A 20157-nucleotide genomic window follows, 5' to 3' on the forward strand; every position below is an offset into this window, starting at 1 on the left:
TTCGCTTATTTCGCTTTTTTCTTGAGGGTCAATGGTTCCCAGTAAAGATTGCCGAATTGCGTGAAAGCATGATTGGCAAGACTTGCTGAGAAAGGGAAAAACCCGCCGCCGTTTGTAGGCTGACGGGCTGCTAGGTCAATCGTATTGTTGGCGTTATACGGTTCGTGTTTTGAATACCTGCATTTGTTTCCTATTTGCCGAGAAACGCCTGGAGCATCCATACATGCTTTTGCAGGCTGGAACTTATTTCCAGAAGCATATCCGAGGTGGCTTCGTCATTTTCGTTTTCTGCTACAGACATGCCCTCCTCCAGCTCGCGGATGACTGTTTGGAAGTCGGCGACCACAGCTTGCACCATTTGCTCGGCGGACTCGCCCCCTTTGCCTTCCTCGAGGCTGGCCGCCTCCAGACAGGCTTTCATCGTTGAGACGGGCTTTCCGCCGATCGCCAGGAGGCGCTCCGCCAACTCGTCCACATAGCCGGCTGCTTCGTTGTACAGCTCTTCAAATTTGGCGTGGAGCGTAAAGAAATGGGGCCCGTTCACGAACCAGTGATAGTGGTGCAGCTTTATGTACAGAACGGACCAGTTGGCGATCTGCTTGTTTAAAATGCCGTGCAGGGTGTTGCTCATTTGTCATTCATCCTTTCGGGGTAGTGGATAGTGTCTACACTTCAGGAAAACATCTACAGACAACTAGTAGTCTTTCGCCCCGAGCAAATGATTATACCTTCCAGAATGGGTGATCAAGTGTCATCTCGTCACAGCCTCTTCGATCACCAGTTTGCACGCATCCGCATCCAATCGCGCCTGCACGCCGAATGGCAAAGCGATATTGCAAGCGCCGTGCCCGGCCTGTAAATTCCAGATCGTCGGCTTCCGATAAGGCACGACGATATTTTTGAAGACATCGAGAACGGAAAAGCCATCCCGTTTTTTCGGAACGCAGTTTTCCCACGTACCGATAATGATTCCGGCGCAATCCTCGAAGGTTCCGGCAAGCGCCAATTGCATCAGCATTCTGTCGATACGGTACGGCTCTTCGTCCACGTCCTCCAGAAACAGCAGCTTGCCCCTCGTGTCCAATTGATAAGGCGTACCGGCCAAAGCTGCGACCAGCGAAAGATTGCCGCCCACGATCGGACCGCAAGCCGCGCCGCCGACCAGACAACTGATCTCCTCTCCCTCGGGATTGATGATCTCGCCTAGCGGATCGGGACAGGTCATCGCCCGGAGCAAATAATCGCGCGACCACGGGTCCTGCTCGCTGGCAATTCCCGCAGAGGCCATCGGGCCGTGCAGGGTGGCAAGACCCGCTTCCTGCATAAACACGGTGTGCAGGGCCGTGATGTCGCTGTAGCCGATAAACAGCTTGGGGTTGGCAGCGATACAATCGTAGTCAAGCAGGGGCAAAAGCTGCGGCGTACCGTATCCGCCCCGCAGGCACATGATCGCATCTACCTCCGGATCGGCGAACATGCAGTTGATCTCCTCTGCGCGAAGCTGTGGGTGCCCTGCGAGATAGCCTCCGTATGTTTGACGGCAGCTCTCGCCCACTTTCACCTGAAACCCCAACGCCTCCAGATCGGACTGCGCCTTGGCCAAAACCTCCGGGGTGGCAGGACTGGACGGTGCCGTGAGCCCGATCGTATCTCCGACCTGCAGTGCTTTTCCTTTTCTCATCCCGTTTTCTCCTCTCAGTATGGACACGCGCCGGGAGGATAGAGCCAGCTTCAGCAGACGACATCCGCTTCGCGCTTCCAATGCGAAGCTTTGCTACTGCTGCTTTTGGCCATACCACAATTTCTCGTGCGCGAGTCTTGCATTCTATTCTTTATAGGCCCATTTGAAATCGATTTTGCTCAGCGGATCGACGCGGACCCCTTTTACCTTTTCGCTCTGAACCCAGGCATTGACGTCGCTGAAAATGCCGGTCAGCGGCATCTCCTCCATCAGGAGCGCCTCGGCCTCCAGCAGGATTTGCCTTCGTTTTTGCTCGGCTGTCTCCCGATACGACTTTTTGATCAGCTCGGTGTAGACCGGATTGTGCCAGCGGGTAATGTTGCTGGAGCTGTACTTCTCGATAAATTTTTGCAGGAAATTGACCGGATCATTGTAGTCAGCCGTCCAACTGGAGCGGGCAATCTCAAAATTGCCCTGCTCCTGGTCGTCGAGGTATACCTTCGTTTCCTTGTTCACCAGCTTCACATCCACGCCCAGCTGCTTTTTCCAGACAGCTTGCAGGGCTTCGGCAATCGCCCTGTTGCGATCATTGGTATTGTACAGGTAGCTGATCCTTGGCAGCCTGGAGATGCCCAGCTCCTTCATCCCTTCGGCCAACAGTCTTCGCGCCTCCTCCGGCTGGTTGTCTGCGAAAAAACCATCCGGCTTTAGCGAAGCGGTGATCGGCGTGATGCCCATCAAGGGCGTCTGGCCTGCCTGCCCGATGTTGTCAGCGATTTCCTTTCGGTTGATGGCATAGGCAAACGCTTTGCGTATCTTCGCATTGGTAAAGGGCGGCCGTTCGGCGTTGAAGCGGATATAGTACGACGTCGCTTTCGGTTTGGCGACGAGCTTCCCCTCCCGACGCAGCGGCTCCACGGCATCCACAGGCAAGCTGCTGATCGGCCCGCCTGCCCAGTCCAAATCGCCGTTCTCAAACATGGCAAGCTCCGTATTGGCATCGGAAATCATCGAGAATTCGATTCGCTCCAGCTTGACGACGTCACGCTCCCAATAGGTGTCATTCTTGACGAGGACCAGCTTGTTCTTGTGCTCCCACGTATCAAGCTTGAACGGGCCGTTCCCGACCAGTGTTTTCGGGTCCTTGGCCCAGTCCGGGTTTGATTCTGCCACGTTTTTATTGATCGGCATCAAAAAGGAGACCAGTGTCGGAAAGAAGGGCATCGGGTGCTCCAGCACAACCTGCAAGGTTTTGTCATCCAGCGCCTTCACGCCCACATCGTCTCGCACAGCCTTCCCTGCCGCAAACGCCTGGGCGTTTTTCAAGCTGTAAAACTGATACGCTGCCTGCGAGCCTGTCTTCGGGTCCAGGGCGTGCTTCCAGGCAAACTCAAAGTCATGGGCTGTAACCGGATCGCCGTTGCTCCACGTCGCATCCCGCAAGGCAAACGTATACGTGGTTTTATCATCCGAGACCTTCATGTCCGACGCGATGGAATTGATCGGGTTTCCCGCTTCATCCAGCCTTGTCAGGCCGTCAAAGATGGCGCGGATGACAGCACCGGAGACAGTGTCCTCGGCAAACGTCGGGTCGAGCGTAGCCGGCTCCTCCATGTTCATCCTGAGTACCTGCAAATCACCGGTGGCGAAAACAATTTCACTATCAGAAGAAATTGTTTCATTCACAGCAGAAGCCGATTCGCCGGTGGGCACCGATGGCTGAGCTGAGCCTGCCGCCCCCGGCGCCTGACTCCCGGCCGGTGCAGAGCTGCTGCTGCCCATGCAACCGGCCAAACATACTGCCAGCACAAGCAAGGAACTGAGTCGAAACGAAGCTCGCCGTCTCAAGATCACATACCTCCTGCTTTTTCGTGTTGAAATATTGCAAAAACTGTACCAGGATCATCGGCGCTTCCAACGACTCCCCTATTATTCACAATCGAATAGACTTTGGCACAATAAAGCAAAAAAGAAAAGCAGACAGGTATGCATATTTGCATGGATCGATTCAGGGAAGAATCGCGTGCTTCCGCAGTTTTCTGCTCGCGCTCGGCTGACTGATCCCCAGTGCTTTCGCCACCTTGGTGGTCGTCTTGTGGACGTCGTATGCACGCTGCAGCAACTGCTTTTCCACTTCTTCGATCGCCTCCTGCATCGAAAGCATCCGCTCGACCTTGATGCCTTTTCCCGCTCCTTTGGCTGCCTCACAAATATATTGCGGAATTTGATCCGGCATGATCAGCACATCGTGAGAAGTAACGACCAGCCGCTCCATCACGTTCTCAAGCTCGCGGACATTCCCCGGCCAGTCATACTCCTCCAGGATCTGATGGCACTGATCGCTGAGCTTGCGGTGAAGACCGTACTTGTCGGCGAACAGGTTGAGAAAGTAGTGAACCAATACGGGAATTTCCTCTCTTCTCTCCCGCAGCGGCGGTATTTCCAGCGGAACGACGTGAATGCGGTAATACAGATCCTCGCGAAATTTCCCTTCATCCACCATTTGCTTCAGGTTTTTATTCGTCGCTGTGATCAGCTTGATGTCAACCTTTTTCGGGCTGGTGCCGCCTATCGGGGTGATCGTTTTTTCCTGCAGGACATTCAACAGCTTCACCTGAAGATTGAACGGCAGCTCCCCGATCTCGTCCAAAAAGAGCGTGCCCCCGTCTGCTTTCTCAATCAACCCTGCCTTGCCGTCCTTGTCAGCCCCTGTAAAAGCCCCCTTCTCGTAGCCGAACAGCTCTGATTCCAGCAGGCTCTCGGGTATCGCGCCGCAGTTGATGTGAACAAAAGGCCTGTCTTTTCTCGGACTGCGCTCATGTATATACTTTGCCAAAACGCCTTTTCCCACTCCGGATTCGCCGAGCAGGATGACCGAGGAGTCTACCTGTGACAGCTTGTCCGCCATAGAGGCCACCTGCCGCATGCTCGGACTTCTGTACACCAGGCCGTTTTCGCCGCCGGCCAGCCTGTTCTGTTTGGCGATTTCCATATGGTACAGGGTGCCCAGATATTTGTTTTCCTCCAATTCCTGCTGCAGCTTTTCCTGATCGGTAATGTCTGTGGAGGTATTCACGACGCCAAGCAGGCACCCCTGACGGTCGAAGATGGGCGTCCCGACCACATACAGCTTGCGTTTTTGCTGTGTAGTCTGAATCGTATGAACCTTTTTTCGCTCCCGAATCACTCTCATCGTGATCATCGGAGTAAAATACCCCTGCCGGTAAAAGTCTTCGATTGGCTTGCCGATCATCTCGGCTGGATCGATCCCGAAAAACTCCCCGTAGCGTTCGGAGCAGTACAAGGTTTTTCCTTCCGCGTCCGTAATATGGACGATGTCGAACAGCGAGCCCAGCACATCTTTGTAATCGATCATTGGTGTTTGACACTCTCCTTCGTTTCGCTCAGGCCTTCTGCCCGGCCTCTGCCAAAACGTAGCGGTTCGTCGGCCGGCCTACTCCGCCGTAAGACACATCTCTTTTGACGCGTCCGGACTTCTCCAGGAATTCCAGATAGCGCCTCGCCGTCACCCGGGCAATGCCTACCCGCTCGGCCACCTCTTCGGCAGACAGCGGCGTCTTGTTGGCCCTAAGCTGACGGGCGATTCTCTCCAATGTATCCATGTGCAACCCTTTGGGCAGGTCTTTTTCCCTAAAGGCTTCGCCAGAAGAAACGCCTTCCACACCAGACACGGCGTCTGTACTCCGTCCCTCGATACTTGTCCGGAACAGCAGCTGATCGACTTCCTCCTGCGAGACCGTACCGTCCGCCTCCAACTGCTTGCGATACAAGCGGTAGCTTTCCAATGCCTGCTTGATCCGCTCAAACGTAAAAGGCTTGATTATGTAATCCACAACGCCGCTCCTGAGCATCGTCTGAATGGTCGGCTTGTCCTTGGCCGCTGTAATGACAATCACATCCACCGCCTGATTGGACGCCCGCAGCTCCTGAAGAGTCCGTACGCCGTCCTGGACGGGCATGAATACATCCATAATGACGAGGTCTGGATTCAGTTCCTGGACCAGTTGCACCCCTTCGACCCCGTTGGAGGCAACCCCCTCGACCTTGAACGGTGAAACGCGCTCGATAAATTGCCGGTTTACCTCCTGCACCATCGGGTCGTCCTCGATGACTACTACGCGAATGGCCGTTTGATTCTCCATTCTATGCTACACCTCCTTCATCGGGAACGTGATCAAAAAGCTCGTCCCTTCACCGGGCTGGGATTGGCAGCTCAGCTCGCCCCGTCCTTTTTTTACGATTTGATCGACCAGGTACAGCCCCAATCCGCGATGTTCCGTTTGCTTGCTGGAAAAGCCCCGCTCCAGCATGTGCTGCTGCACGTCATGGTCCATCCCGATTCCGTTGTCATCGACCAGCAGCGAGCACGATTCCTCGTCTTGCGCAATGCTGATGAACACCTCTTTGTGTTCCCTGTCGGACTGCTCCAGGGCATCAAAGGCGTTTTCGATCAGATTTCCCAGAATCAAGACGAAATTATGATGATCCAAATAGGGCGGAAAGCTCTCCAGGTGGCTCCGCCTGTCGATGACGACGCGTATCCCCAGCTCCTTGCCCCTGCTTACTTTTCCCATCAAAAGACCTGCGACGTTGTCATCTGCAATGCGCGCGCTTAAAAAGGAGGTCAGCTCCTCCTGCTGGACATTCATGTCAAACAGGTACTCCAGCGCTTTCTCCTGCTGGCCCAGCTGCAGCAGTCCCGCGATCGTATGCAGCCTGTTCATATGCTCGTGATTTTGAACACGGAGGGCCTCGACAAATTCCCTGACCCCGGTCAGCTCCTCCGCCATCCGGGCGACTTCCGTTCTATCCTGAAAGATCGCCATCGCTCCGACTACCTTTTCGTCCACTTTGATCATAAACCGGTTGGACCACAAGAGAGCGTTGCCGACGTGAAGCTCGTGATCAAAAAAGTTCTGCCTTTTCTCCAGTACCTCCGGCAGGGCTGTATCGCGGATCACTTTGCGAATCGGCTTTCCCAGCACATCTCCCTCGATATGAAAAATTTGCTTGGCTTTGTCATTGCAGATCGTGATGCGCTCCTGAATGTCGATCGCAACCACGCCTTCCCGCATGGCGTGAAACGCGGCGGTCCGCTCGACGAGGATGCGGGAGATTTCCTCGGGCTCCAGATTGAGCATCTGTTTTTTGATGTGGCGGGCGAGCAGATACGATCCCCAAATCCCGAAAAACAACGAGAGGAGAAATGTGATGACGATGTTCTCCCGCTGTTGGTAAATGATCTCCCAAATGCCGGGCAATACATGTCCGACGATCACGACGCCGACCTGCTGATGCTGCGAATCCATCAGCGGGACATATGCCCGCAAGGCCGTTCCCATTTCTCCCCCGACCTTCTGCAGGTAGCTGTGCTCGGCAAAGGCAGCTTCCGCATGCTTGTCCTGAAAAACCGTGCCGATCCTCGATTCCAGAGGGTCAGAGAAGCGGATGCGGTCCATGTTCAATACGACGATATAGGTGACGTCATTGACGATCCGGATACGGCGGACGGCGGGATTAATGGTTTTCCAGCCGTCCGGCTCCTGTATGCTTTTCTGGATGGACTGGATTTGGGCCACGGTCCGGGCCGTCGTCATCAAGCGCTGTCCCAGCTCACTTTCCGTCATGCGGATAATGCTTCCAAGAAGAATAATGCCGCCGATCAGCAGAGAGAACAAAACGATTCCGACCGATAGAAGAGTGATTTTTCCCTTAATTTTTAATTGTTTAAACAGTGAGGTTCTTCCTTTCCCATGGGGTTACCTGTTACCATTATATCGTATCCGCCGCATACGTCCTCGAGAAAAGAGAGGTTGAAATCGAAAAAGCATTGGCAACCAAAAAAGTAAGCAGGTGTCATTCATGAAATCATTTCTCAGCATTACGTTGGTCGTCGTTCTCGGATTTTTGAGCGCGATCCTGATCGGGTTTCGCACCGACCTGCCTTTTTCTCCACTGGCCTATGACGAGGAGCAGGAGGGCTTGCAGGATCGGCTGATTATCAAATTCAGTCACGTTGTCGCGGAAAACACGCCAAAGGGGCTCGCTGTCGAGCGCTTTTCGCAGCTCGTCAAAGAAAAATCCAACGGACGTATCGAGGTGCAGGTCTTTCCAAACGGCATCCTGTACTCCGACATTACGGAATACGATGCCCTGCGAAACGGCGACATCCAGATGATCGCCCCCGCCTTTTCCAATCTTGCCGACAAAATTCCCGAGTGGTCGGTTCTCGATCTGCCATTTGCCTTTCGGGACGAGACGGATGTGGAGGAGGCCTTCAACGGGGAAATCGGAAGACTGCTGTTTGAAAGCCTGGAGCCTTTCGACATGAAAGGAATGGCCTTCTGGAACAACGGCTTCAAGCAGATGACGAGCAATCGGCCGATCCGCAGGCCGGAGGATTTCAAAGGACAGCGTTTCCGGATCATCCAGAGCAAGGTGCTGGAAGCCCAGTTTCAGGCGCTTGGGGCGAAAGGGTACGGGGCCCCGTTTACAGACGTGTATCAAAAGCTCGCCAGCGGCCAGGTGGACGGCCAGGAAAACACGATCTCCAATATTTATACGAGGAGACTGTATCAGGTCCAGCGGTACATGACGCTGAGCAATCACGGCTATCTCGGCTATGCCGTCATCATGAACAAGCAGTTTTGGGAAGATCTCCCGCCGGAAACGCAAACCATCATCCAGGAGGCCTTGAAGGAAACGACCGCGTACAGCAACCAGCAAGCTCTCGCCATCAACGAGCAGCAGTGGAACCAGCTCCAGAAAATGCCGCTGGAGATCCACAAGCTGACAGCGGAAGAAACGGAGGTATGGCAAGCGGCGATGAAGTCGGTCTACGATGCTTTCGCTCCGGTCATCGGCCCCGCCATTATGAAAGAGCTGGAAGAGCTGCATGCGAAACCAAAAAGACGCCGCATCGCCAGAAAAGAGGGCAAGCGCTTTCCTGAAGTAATTCCCAATTTATGGAATCAAGAATCGAAAGCGCTGTCATTATCGCAGTCTGAACTGCTCCTTGCGAGCAGCAAAACGGTTGGTTCCCGCATCTTATTGCGGAACTGCGGGTAGTCTTCTCATGCGCAAAAACAGGCAAAGGACCGGGCAGCTTATTGTCCGGTCCTTTGCCGATTGCGTCGCTATACGGTTCGCGGTGACAGCGAGCCTGCCTCCACCGCAGTCAACTCCTGCTCCCCCTGCTGAAGCTGATACATCTGATAATACTTGCCCCCAAGCTGCATCAGGGTATCGTGGTCACCCCGCTCGACGATTTCGCCTCGGTCCAATACGAGAATCAGATCAGCGTTTTTGATCGTCGAGAGCCGATGCGCGATGATAAACGTCGTCCGGCCCTTTTTCACCACTTCGAGCGCATCCTGGATTATCGCTTCCGTCTCCGTGTCGATGTTGGAGGTGGCTTCATCCAGTATGAGAATCGCCGGGTTAAAGGCAAGTGCCCGGGCAAAGGAGATCAGCTGCCGCTGCCCCGCCGACAAGGTGCTTCCCTTTTCGATCACCGGCTCGTCAATTCCTTTGGGCAAATGCTTCAATACCCGCTCTCCGCCGACTTCAGCCAACACCTTTTCCACCTGTTCCCTGGAAATCGAATCGTCTCCGAGCGAGACATTGGATGCGATCGTGCCCGTGAACAGGAACGGGTCCTGCAAAACGATTCCCATGTGATCGCGCAAGGTTTGGCGAGGGACGTCCTTAATATCGACCCCGTCTATCGTGATCCGGCCGCGCTGCACGTCATAAAAGCGGAACAGCAGATTGAGGATGGAGCTTTTCCCCGAACCTGTATGGCCGACGAGCGCCACGGTCTGTCCGGGCTTCGCTTCGAATGCAATGTCTTTGAGAACGTACTCGTCGTCCTTGTAGGCAAACCATACGTCCTCAAACTTGACGTGTCCTTTGTATCGCTCGATTTTCTGATCCGACACTTCCTCCCCTTGCTCGTCAAGCAGGACGAATACCCGCTCTGCCGACACTAGCGCCGTCTCCAGATTCGGCAACTGATTGACGATGCGTACGACGGGCTGGAACAGCCGGTTCAGGTAATCGACGAAGGCGTACAGCACGCCGAGCGAAATGACGCCTTCCACCCCCGAGATGGAAATGCCGCCAAAATACCAGATCAGGGCGATAAAGGCGATATTCCGAATAACCCCGACCAGATTGTGACCGGTCATGGCATTCAGGCTGAGCAGCTTGCTTTTGTACGTAAAATGCCTCAGATTGTACGTTTCAAAATCCTGCTGCGTCTTTTTCTCGGTGCGAAACGCCTTGATGATGGTGATGCCCTGGATCGTCTCGTTGATCATTCCATTGATTTCGCTGACGGTCGCCCGAATCACCTGGTTGAACCGCTTGGCGAACCGACGATACACGTAGATCCAGACGCCCAGAAGGGGAACCATAAACAGGCAAATGGCCGCAAGCTGGCTGTTTAGCATGAACAAGGCGGCGAATACCCCGATCATATAAATGATACCGGAGAAGAAGTTGGCCAATACGGTAACGTACAGATCGCGAGTTGATTCGGTGTCGTTTGTAATCCGCGATACGACCTTTCCTGCCGGCAAATTGTCGAAGTAGTGAATCGGCAGCTTGTTGATGTGGGCAAACACGTCCATCCGCATTTTTCTGATAATCCGGTTCGCGGTAGCCTGAAGCAGGTATCGTTCGCCATAGCTGAAAGCAGCGGAAATGATCAGCAGGCCAAAGTAGAACACGCACAACTGGATCAGACCGCTCATTTCCGGTTGAAAAAACGGGTAAAGCTCCCCCGTTTCCAGCTTTTGTGCCGCGTAAGTCCGGGTTTCCGTTCCCTTCGTGATCGCGAGCTGCCCTTCCGGCGTAATGGTCCTTTCGCCGTCAAGCAGCACGGGTTCGCCGACAAAGTAATATTCCTGCTGCACCTGAAGCACCCTTGCTTCCGCACCGCGGGGCTCTCCCTCGGAAAAGTGGTCGGCGCGTTTGTACAGCTTGCCGCCGTAGGATACCGCATACGGACCTTGCTGCTCTGTCACATACCAGGGCTGCTCAATTCCGGAGATGTGCACATCGATCATCTGCTTGGCGATCAAGGGGCCTGCCAGATCTGTTCCCACCGCCACGGCGAGCATCAGCAGCGCGGCGAGCAGTTGCCATTTAAAAAGCAGCGCATAGCGAACGAGCCGCTTGCCCGTTTTGGCCACATTGCCCGGGGTCCGGTCTATCTCCAAATCATACAGTTCCGCATCCATCTCCCTCACCTGCTCCCTGTCAGTTTTTCTTCTACCTGCTGGCGTGTGAACTGTTCCTTGTACCAGCCGCCCAACGCCATGAGCTGATCATGTGTTCCTTCCTCGATGACACGTCCTTCATCCAGTACCAAAATGTGGTCCGCATGCTGTACAGCCGAGAACCGGTGTGTCGTAATCAGCGTGGTTTTGCCAGCTCTGGCCTTGCGGATATTGGCGATGATTTCCGCCTCTGTGCGCCCGTCGACCGCCGACATCGCATCGTCCAGAATGAGGATGTGCGGGTCGGAAATGAGTGCCCGGGCAATCGAAACGCGCTGTTTCTGGCCGCCGGAAAGCGCTACGCCTTTTTCCCCGACCAGCGTTTCCACTCCTTTGGGCAGGTACTGCAAATCCTTTTGGAATGCGGAAGCAGCCAGGGCATAGGCAAACTCCTCCTCGCTCGCATCGCTGTTGCCCAGCAAAATATTGTTCTTTACGGATCTCGAGAACAAAAACTGCTCCTGAGGGACATAGCCGTACCATGATTTCAGCTGGTCCATGTCGATTTTCTCCAACGGAACCCCGGAGATTGTGATGCTGCCTTCTCCAGGCGGATATTCGCGCAATAGCTGCTTGACCAGCGTTGTTTTGCCGCTTCCTGTTCGCCCGACGATCCCCAGCGTTTGCCCTCTCTCCAGCGTGAAGCTGATCTGCTGCAAATTGTCGACAGTCGAGGTCGGATAACGAAATGTTACGTTGTGAAACGCAATCTGTCCGGGTGCCTCGAGCGGTATCGTCTCTGTCGGTTCGGGAACATCAGGCTGGTAGCTGAGTGTCTCGTTTACCCGGTCGAGCGAGGCATTTCCCCGCTGCATGATGTTGATCAATTCGCCGATCGCGAACATCGGCCAGATCAGCATCCCCAGATAGACGTTGAAGGAAACGAGCCCGCCGATTGTCAGCTCATTATGAAACACGAGATGTGCCCCGTAGCCGAGTCCGATCATGTAGCTGACGCCGACCAGTATTTTGATCGTCGGTTCAAACAGCGCATCGATGCGGATGACAGCCAGGTTCTTTTGGAGAACATCCCCTGTGACGTCGGCGAAATGCCGCTCCGCCGCCCTCTCCTGGACGTACGCACGGATCACCCGGATGCCCGAAATCGTCTCCAGCACACCATCGTTCATCTCGCCGAACGCATTTTGAGCGGCCGTAAACCGCGAGTGAATCCATTTGCCGTACATTCTGATCAAAACCGCCATGATGGGCAGCGGCAGGATCGCAGCGAGCGTCAGCTTCCAGGAAATGAACGCGACCATCGTCACGAGCAGCGTCGCCATCCAAATGGTGGAATCGAACAAGGTCAAAATCCCGATGCCGGCCGTTTGCGCTACTGCCTGCAGATCGTTCGTGGCGCGGGCCATCAGGTCGCCCGTTCGGTTTCGTTCAAAAAAAGTGGGCGTCATCTTCAAAAAGTGCCGCATCAGCCGTGAACGCATCAGCCGCTCAATGGTAAACGCCCCTCCAAACAGCTTGTAAAACCACACGTAGTTCATCCAGTATGTAACGATGGTAATGCCCAGGAGCAACAGCAGCGTTTGCGTCACCCCCGCCCACGTCAGCGCCCCGAGCTGAATCGAGTCAATCGACTTGCCCACCAGCATGGGCGGAACCACCTCCAGAATGCTGGTGATCACAAGCAGCGAAATGGCAAGCGTGTACCGTTTCCATTCCTGCTTGAAAAACCATCCGAGCTTTTGCATAACCGTGATCATGCTTTTCACTCCCCTCTCTTTGGTCCTGCGTCAAAAAACAAAAAAAGCACACCACGCCACCGCAATGTGCTTTGTCTGAAAACGAGAAAAGCGCACGCCACGATAGGCCGTGACCTGCGCATAACAAACGGAAAGGAATTTTTTGTCACATGAGTAAGTTATCACGGATGGGAATCAATGTCAATGTTCTTCTATTAAAAATTGTTGATGGCCATCTCATAACAAAACAAAGAGCAGAATCGTCTGCATGATTCTGCTCCCCGTCCGTTGCGAGCGCCGCGCTTTCATACCTGCAGCAGCAGCAATATGATCGATGTCAAGCTGAAGCAAACACTGATCAGGCAAAGAAAGGCCACTACCTGTTTTTGATTCATCCCTGTCCGCAGCAAGCGGTAATGCGCCTGACTGGCATCCGCTTGATAAATCGGCTTGCCTTGCAAAAAACGCTTGGTGACCACGAACAGATTGTCAAAAATCGGCACTCCCAGCGCCAGGATCGGGATAAACAAGGAGAGAACCGTCGCCTGCTTAAAGGCTCCATCCAAAGCGATGACCCCGAGGATAAACCCGAGAAACGTCGCTCCCGCATCCCCCATAAACACCTTGGCTGGCGGCTTGTTGTAGCGCAGGTAGGCGACTGCCACTCCGACCAGAACGATAGCCATGATCGCAGAGGTGTTCTGCCCCTTTACCAGAGCCACAATAAACAGCGTTCCGGCCGAGATGGCGGAAAGCCCTCCGGCGAGTCCATCCATGCCGTCCGAGAAGTTGATGACCGTCGTCACCCCAAAAATCCAGAGGATGGTCAAAATAAACTGTAACCAAACCGGAAGCAGCACGTACTCACCACTGAGCGGATTGTAAAATCCTGTAAAGGCGATGCCGGACGCGTAGACAAGCACAGCCGCTGACAGCTGGACAATCAGCTTTGGCAAAGCAGAGAAGTCTTTGCCCTGCGTCTTGTACCAATCGTCAACCGTTCCAATGATCAGAAGCAGCAGGCCGCCCGCGAGTACGGCAATCGTCTGAACCAAGGTTTCGTCCGAAAACAGCACATAAGGCACGGCAAACCCGATATAAATCGCGTAGCTGGCCGTAAGCGGGATCGGCTCCCGATGAATTTTTCGCTCGACATCCTTTCGCGGCTTGTCCACAAAATCGAGCCGGAAAGCCAATTTCCCCAGCGGCGGAATCAACAAGTACACGATCACAAACGAAATCAAGAAAGAAAGTACGTAATAAATCGTCACCATCTCCTACAAAATAGGGACTGTCTTTTCCGTTCATTATAGGGAATATGCGGAATTTTGTCGATGCTGTTTGTCTGAAAAATCTTGCCTTGACCGTCAATCCGCCGTCGTGACTGTCTGTATCCGTGTTTGTGGATGAGATTGAGGCTGTCAGCGATTTACGAAATCGCCTTGAGTCCAATTGCGGCCCCCAGCACCATGCAAATGAACAGGATGCGCCGCCAGTCTTTCGACTCCCCATAAAGGAGCATGCCCAGGATGGCCCCGCCCGATGCTCCGATGCCGGTCCAAACTGCGTACGCAGTCCCCATCGGCAACGTCTTCATGGCCAGAGACAAAAACAGAAAGCTGGCGCCAAACCCGAGAAGCATGTAGACGGTAGACAGCCAATTTCGGTCGCGGTGCATTTTATTGATCATGGCCACCCCGATCATTTCAAAGATGCCTGCCAATACGAGAAAAACCCATGCCATCAGGACTCAGCTCCTTCCTGTTGCCGCTTTTTGTCATCGGTGACCAGCTTGAGTCCTACGACACCGGCCAGCAGCAGCAAAATCAGCAATATCTTTGCCCACTTAAACGGCTCGCCAAAGAAGGCGATCTCGGCAAACACGGTGCCTGCTGTACCCAATCCGACGAACACGGCGTAAACCGTCCCTACGGGCAGCTTTTTCCCCGCCATGATCATCATGTAAAAGCTGATGTAGATGGCGACGGCCGTTCCCAGCCACGTCCAGGCGTTGTACGCATGCTTCAAGCCAATCACCCAGAATACCTCAAAAAATGCCGCAAAAAATACCTTTGTCCACTCTCGATTCACTCATCTTCCCCTCCTCACATGCAGCTTTCAGCGCTCGGACCTTGCGCAAACAAAAAAAACCGGGCATATCGTCAATTCATAACGATACTCCCGGGCTTTTGTCCCTCCGTGTCACAGCGAAGCGCTGTGTGTTTTCTCTCGGACCAGACCAGCGATTCGCTGCGGAACCCTAGAAAACAATGCTTGCATGTTTGATTTGCTTTAAAGAATAGCAGACAGGAGATTTGTGAGCAAACACCCTTTTTTCTGCTGGGAGAGAAAGATGCAGCATCTCATCGCTTGGGGACTGTTTTTCTCGTTCTCTCTCTTCGATTCTCCTTTTTTTGACAAGAGCTTCAGTTCGCCATCTGGACCGGCAGCCACAGCGACAGGGACGGCCAAATGATAATGATGACCAGTACCAGCACCATCAGGGCAATGAAAGGCATAACGCCCTTTACCACTTCCTCGAGCTTTTCCCTGGTGATGCCGCTCACCACGAACAGGTTGAGTCCGACCGGCGGCGTGATCATGCCAAGCTCCATGTTTACCGTCATGATAATGGCAAAATGAATGACGTCGATGCCAAGCAACTGCAGGATCGGCAGGAAGATCGGCAGCGTAATCAAAATAATCGATGTCGGCTCAAGGAACATCCCCATGATAAAGAACAGGATGTTGCATGCAATCAAGAATGTCCACTTGTTGACGTCGCCCTCCATGATCCATGCCGCAATATCCTGCGGCACCTGGGCGTTGGTCAGGTACAGGCCAAACACGGTAGCGCCCGCGATGATGAAAAAGATCATCGCGCTCGTATTCACCGTTTCCCGCAGGATGGCTTGCGTGTCCTTCCAGGAAATCTGGCGGTAGACGAACACCGCCATGATCAGGGAGTAGACACACGCGACAACAGAGGCTTCCGTCGGAGTGGCCACGCCCATGTAGATCGTGCCGAGAATCAAAAAGGGCAGGAAGGCGGCAGGCAGCGCCCTTATGCTCAGCTTGATCCGCTCCTCCCAGCTCGCTTTGGGGAGACGGCCAAAATTTTTCACCTTCGCGTAAATGATTGCGGCAATGACCAGTACTAAAGTCAAAAACAGTCCGGGCACAAAACCGGCCATAAACAGCTTTCCGATCGATTCCTCCGCTACAGTCCCGTAGACGATCAGCGGAATCGACGGCGGAATCAATATGCCAAGCGTTCCGGCTGCGGCAACGAGGCCCATCGAATACCGCTTGCTGTAGCCTGCTGCCACCATCCCGGGGATCATGATCGCCCCGATGGCGGCAGCTGTCGCCGGGCTGGAGCCGGAAATCGCGGCAAACACTGCGCACGCCAGGATCGTCACGACGGACAAGCCGCCGGAATAATGGCCTACCCATGCCCGCAGCGCATCGATCAACGCTTTTGAAATCCCCCCGCGCGACATCAGCACCCCGGCCAGGATAAACCCGGGAATCGCCATCAGAGTCGCCACATTCAGTGCCGAGAACATCTTCTGGGGCAGAACATCCAGATTAAAGCCGCTGTCCAGCAGCGCCAGCGAAGCGGAAAAAACAAGGGCGATCGCGACCGGCACCCTCAGCAGCAGGAGCAGGAAAAAGAGGATAAATACTATCCATTCCACTCAATCTTCACCTCTTTTTTCAGACTGGCCAAGAGTTTTTCCACGAAGCGATAGCCGAGCATCAGTCCGCTCAACGGAATGACGAGATAGACGATCCACAGATAAATTCCGACGTCAGTCGATTGCTGCTGCGTGACCCAGTACAGCGAAAGCAGCTTTCCTCCAAAAAAGATAAAACAAAGGCAAAAGAGGGCACCAAGCGCATTTGAAAACACGTCAAACGCCTTTCGCAAGGCTGGAGAAACGCGGTCGTACACAATGTCGACCTGGATGTGATGGCCGTCCCGGAGCGCGACAGCAAACCCTGTCAAGGCTCCCCAGACAACAAAGTAGGTGGAGATTTCATCGATCCACGCTTTGGGACTGTTAAACACATACCGGCAAACTACTCCGTAAAAGATCAGCGATACACCGATGACAATCAGTGTCCCTGCAAGGTAATCCTCGAAAGTGGCATATCGCTCCCGCCATTTTGACATTGTATCTACCTCCCCCGGTCATTGGTTGGAAGAGAAAGGCACCTTGCTCCCTTTAGGCAGGTGCCTTTCCTGGCTTTCCATTTTCCCCTGAATTACAGCTTTCTGGCTCCGTCGATGATCTCTTTTCCGACCGTCTCGGCAAACTCGCTGTAAACCGGCTCCATCAGCTTTACGAATGCCTCGCGCTCGGACTCGCTCAGCTCGACAACCGTCATGCCGGAGTTTCTCAGGTTGTTCTCCGATTCTTTATCCAGCTGCACAGCCAGCTCGCGCTCGTATTTTGTCGCTTCGGCCATGGATTCGTCAAACGCCTTGCGGAACTCTTCCGGCAGCTCGCTGTACCATTTTTTGTTTGTCAGGACGATGTAGTCGAGGCGTCCGTGGTTGGAGACGAGCAGATGTTTCTGCACTTCCACGTATTTTTGCGTGTCGATGTTGTTCCAGGTGTTTTCCTGGCCGTCAACGGTTCCCTGCTGCAGGGCGGTATAGGTTTCACCGAAAGGAATGGTTGCTGCACCGGAACCGAGCGCTTTAAACTGCGCTTCCAGTACCTTTCCTGCCTGCGTCCGGAATTTCAGGCCTTTGAAGTCCTCAGGCTTTGCCAGCGGCTTGTTTGCGGTAAACACCTTAAACCCGTTTTCCCACATGGCCAGGCCCAGCATGTTTTTGCTCTCCAGCGAGCCCAGCAGCTTTTTGCCCAGCTCTCCGTCCCAGAACTTGATCACCGAGTCGTGGTTTTTAAACAGGAACGGCATGTCTACGATCTGGAAAGCCGGATTGAAGCCGACCAGCTTCGTCGCGGAAGGTGCGATGATATGAACGTTCCCCGCCTGCAGCGCTTCCATCTCGTCCTTGTCGCCGTAGAGCTGGGAGGACGGATACACCTCGACCTTCACTTTTCCGCCCGTCTTTTCCGCCATCAGCTCGGCGAATCTGGTAGCAGCCTTGCCTTTCGGGCTGTCAGCCGTCGTAACGTGAGAAAACTTGATGATCAACGGTTTTTCCGGTGTATACGCCGATGCATCCTGTGTCTTTGCGCCGCCGCAGCCCGCAGCCGTCAGCATCAGCACAGACAGACAGCCTGCCAGTGCAGCCTTCCATCTTTTTTTCATAAGAATACCCCCTACTCTTTTTCCTTCCGCCATGAAAGCGTTTACCAAAAATATTGTAGTAAATTTTGGAATCATTATAAATATTGTGTTCTTATTGTTCTTTTTGGTCATTTTGGTCACGGCGAAACCGGCATGGAGCAGGGATTCGGAGCGGAGAGAAGGGTCCTCTTCTTGTCTAGCAAATGGAAAACATGACAAAAAAGCGACTGGATGCCAGCAGGGCGCCAAAAAACAGCCGGCAGATCAGTCGCTCTTTTTTTGCAATTACCGTGACTATGACTATCTGAACTAATAATACCCGAGCCATTTCCACCAGGTCAGCGCCATCAGGAATGTTAGGCCCGTCGTTACGAGTGTCAGCCAAAAGCCGGGTACAAAGAAATCCTGCTGCGTCACCCACCCTGTCCCGTGCACCATCACGCCCGGAATCGTCTCGACAACCAGAATAAATCCGTACAGACTGGTAAGCCCGGCAACAAAGGCGAGCAGCAGCGCCGGAGAATCGGGGGAGTGGGCCGCCAACGCCATCACAACAGGCACGGTGGCGATCACCGCCGTGGATACATTTGACGTCACCTTGTGGATCAGTTGTGTCAGCACAGCCACTGTCAGCACTGCCAGCGCGGGATTGGAAAAGAGGTACAGCGTCAAATCGGATTCCATCCATTTGGACAAGTAACCTGTCACACCTGTCTCGTACAGCGCCCTTCCCAGCGACAGCGTGACGCCAAGCATCACCAGCGGAGCAAATTTGACATCGAGAATCTTCTCCCAGTCCGCCACCTTGATCCCCGGCCACGCCATCAGAACAGCTCCGATCAAGGCGGGAATGACCGGAGGCCACCCGTGAACGCCTTCCAGCGCCCACAAGACGCAGACCCCTGCGAGGATGCCCATCAGCCGTTTTTCCCTGGAGCTGACCGGTCCCAGCTCCGCGATCAACTCTTTCATCTTTTCCTTCAATCCGCTGGGCATCGGCTCTTTCACGGGAAAAGAGCGATACAGCACCCACCAGGATGCCGGGATCATGATCAGCCACATCGGCAAAGCGAGCACGAGCCAGTCCGTATAGGTCACGTGTGTCTGCAGATAGGTGTTGATCAAATCGACCGTAATCACGTTTCCAAGAGCTGCCGGCAGGACAGCCGTTCCGCTTATTCCGCAGCCGATCACGACGCCCATCATCAGCTTTTTGCCGCGGACATCCCCCGCTTTTACGCCGAGAATCGACGTGATGGAAAAAACGATGGGCAACAGCATCGCCGTACGCACGGCAGCGGCGGGAATGAAAAAGGCCATGACCTGGGGAACGAGGATGATCCCGGCGAGCACGCCTCCTTTTTTCTCGCCAAACCAGTAGAGCAGCTGATACGCCAGCCGCTTGCCCAGCGGAGTCTGTTCGACCCCGCTCGCAATCATCATGCCTGCAACGATAAGAAAGATAGCAGGCGATGCAAAGCCAGACAGGATCAAATCGGTGGAAACCGCTCCCGAGATCGGCAGCAAAAACAGAACCAGCACGGCGGTCATCGAAAAAGGGATCGGCTCCAGCACCCAGAGCACGATGACGGCCAGCGTAATCGCAAGGGTGACCCGAGCCCCATAGTCCATATATGCTTCGAGTCCAAAATAGACGAGGACAAAAGCGAGGACAGACAAGGCAAACCAGAGCAGCTTTCGCAGCGCCTTCCGCCGTTTGGCTGTCGCCGACTCCGGCCCGTCTGCCGTCGATTTCGGGCTAGTTGCCACCGATTCCGGGCTGACCGCATCAGATTCTGGCCTAACTGCCTCCTCATCCGGCTGCCGATTTGTCATCGTGGACATAGGCTTACCCCCAAAAACGCATTCTTCGTACAGGATAGGGTATCCCTTTTTATTTGTCTATCTATTTAGAAGATTCATATAAACCTCTGACTTCTGCTGCCTGACTGATCTGCTGTTAGTAGAGTCATTTACGGGATAATCGCTAAATGGCATGTCCCCGACATTGATAAAACGGTGGGGAATATCCGCCTCAAAGTAGAGCGAATCCCCTTCTTCCAAAATCGTATCGAGCAGGCATTCGCCAAGCACGGCCCGCATCCTCCCTTGAGTGACGACCAGGTATTCCTTTACACCTTTTTGGTGTGCGACGGATGTTATCCGCCGCTTCAATGACGGATACGCTGGCCCAAGCCGCAGC

Annotated in this window: 17 protein-coding genes and 1 riboswitch; of the genes, 1 reads left to right on the plus strand and 16 read right to left on the minus strand. The window is 54.0% G+C overall.

What is annotated here, in order from left to right; all coding sequences use genetic code 11:
- Positions 1-190: 190 nt before the first annotated feature.
- From V5G20_RS21295 to V5G20_RS21320, 6 genes are all read right to left on the minus strand, one after another.
- On the minus strand, positions 191-631 hold the full coding sequence (locus tag V5G20_RS21295) for a Dps family protein (RefSeq protein WP_338462114.1): 441 nt from the start codon (positions 629-631) through the stop codon (positions 191-193).
- Between the two features lie 120 nt (positions 632-751).
- Positions 752-1681, minus strand: a complete 930-nt coding sequence (locus V5G20_RS21300) for a S66 peptidase family protein (RefSeq protein WP_024983132.1) — start codon at positions 1679-1681, stop codon at positions 752-754.
- A 144-nt stretch (positions 1682-1825) separates the two neighbouring features.
- Complete coding sequence (locus tag V5G20_RS21305; RefSeq protein ID WP_422387984.1) at positions 1826-3529, minus strand: peptide ABC transporter substrate-binding protein; 1704 nt, start codon at positions 3527-3529, stop codon at positions 1826-1828.
- A gap of 160 nt (positions 3530-3689) precedes the next feature.
- Positions 3690-5057, minus strand: coding sequence for a sigma-54 interaction domain-containing protein (locus tag V5G20_RS21310; RefSeq protein ID WP_039071201.1), 1368 nt, complete (start codon positions 5055-5057; stop codon positions 3690-3692).
- 28 nt (positions 5058-5085) lie between these two features.
- A complete protein-coding gene (locus V5G20_RS21315) occupies positions 5086-5844 on the minus strand; it encodes a response regulator (RefSeq protein WP_003388082.1) in 759 nt (252 codons plus the stop codon).
- 6 nt (positions 5845-5850) lie between these two features.
- Positions 5851-7329, minus strand: coding sequence for an ATP-binding protein (locus V5G20_RS21320; RefSeq protein ID WP_003388083.1), 1479 nt, complete (start codon positions 7327-7329; stop codon positions 5851-5853).
- 235 nt (positions 7330-7564) lie between these two features.
- On the opposite strand from V5G20_RS21320, the gene V5G20_RS21325 reads away from it, so the two are divergent.
- Positions 7565-8770, plus strand: a complete 1206-nt coding sequence (locus tag V5G20_RS21325; protein ID WP_039071202.1) for a TRAP transporter substrate-binding protein — start codon at positions 7565-7567, stop codon at positions 8768-8770.
- Positions 8771-8838: 68 nt separating this feature from the next.
- Here the strand turns inward: V5G20_RS21325 and V5G20_RS21330 are convergent, their stop codons facing one another.
- From V5G20_RS21330 to V5G20_RS21375, 10 genes are all read right to left on the minus strand, one after another.
- Positions 8839-10947: an ABC transporter ATP-binding protein gene (locus V5G20_RS21330; RefSeq protein WP_338462119.1), complete on the minus strand. Its 2109-nt coding sequence runs from the start codon at positions 10945-10947 to the stop codon at positions 8839-8841.
- 5 nt (positions 10948-10952) lie between these two features.
- Entirely contained in the window at positions 10953-12704 is a 1752-nt protein-coding gene (locus V5G20_RS21335; protein WP_251255154.1) for an ABC transporter ATP-binding protein, read from the minus strand.
- Positions 12705-12988: 284 nt separating this feature from the next.
- Positions 12989-13957 carry an MraY family glycosyltransferase gene (locus V5G20_RS21340; protein ID WP_024983124.1) on the minus strand — a complete coding sequence of 323 codons (969 nt, stop codon included), beginning with the start codon at positions 13955-13957 and terminating at the stop codon, positions 12989-12991.
- A 155-nt stretch (positions 13958-14112) separates the two neighbouring features.
- Positions 14113-14427: a DMT family transporter gene (locus V5G20_RS21345; protein WP_003388089.1), complete on the minus strand. Its 315-nt coding sequence runs from the start codon at positions 14425-14427 to the stop codon at positions 14113-14115.
- Positions 14427-14774 (minus strand): DMT family transporter, encoded by a 348-nt coding sequence (locus tag V5G20_RS21350; RefSeq protein WP_003388091.1) that lies wholly within the window; start codon positions 14772-14774, stop codon positions 14427-14429. Before V5G20_RS21350 ends, V5G20_RS21345 begins: the two co-directional genes overlap by 1 nt.
- 85 nt (positions 14775-14859) lie before the next feature.
- Positions 14860-14958: riboswitch (guanidine-I (ykkC/yxkD leader) on the minus strand.
- 151 nt (positions 14959-15109) lie between these two features.
- Positions 15110-16384, minus strand: a complete 1275-nt coding sequence (locus V5G20_RS21355) for a TRAP transporter large permease (RefSeq protein WP_003388093.1) — start codon at positions 16382-16384, stop codon at positions 15110-15112.
- The gene (locus V5G20_RS21360) at positions 16372-16863 is read right to left on the minus strand and encodes a TRAP transporter small permease (protein ID WP_003388095.1); all 492 of its coding nucleotides are present in this window, start codon (positions 16861-16863) and stop codon (positions 16372-16374) included. The genes V5G20_RS21355 and V5G20_RS21360 overlap by 13 nt, the downstream gene beginning before the upstream one ends.
- 92 nt (positions 16864-16955) lie before the next feature.
- Positions 16956-17975 (minus strand): TRAP transporter substrate-binding protein, encoded by a 1020-nt coding sequence (locus V5G20_RS21365; protein ID WP_003388096.1) that lies wholly within the window; start codon positions 17973-17975, stop codon positions 16956-16958.
- A 288-nt stretch (positions 17976-18263) separates the two neighbouring features.
- Positions 18264-19799 carry a DASS family sodium-coupled anion symporter gene (locus tag V5G20_RS21370; protein ID WP_338462125.1) on the minus strand — a complete coding sequence of 512 codons (1536 nt, stop codon included), beginning with the start codon at positions 19797-19799 and terminating at the stop codon, positions 18264-18266.
- A 57-nt stretch (positions 19800-19856) separates the two neighbouring features.
- Positions 19857-20048, minus strand: a complete 192-nt coding sequence (locus tag V5G20_RS21375) for a cupin domain-containing protein (RefSeq protein ID WP_243014666.1) — start codon at positions 20046-20048, stop codon at positions 19857-19859.
- Positions 20049-20157 lie beyond the last annotated feature (109 nt).

The sequence above is a fragment of the Brevibacillus borstelensis genome, from assembly GCF_036700025.1.
Taxonomy (GTDB): domain Bacteria; phylum Bacillota; class Bacilli; order Brevibacillales; family Brevibacillaceae; genus Brevibacillus; species Brevibacillus borstelensis.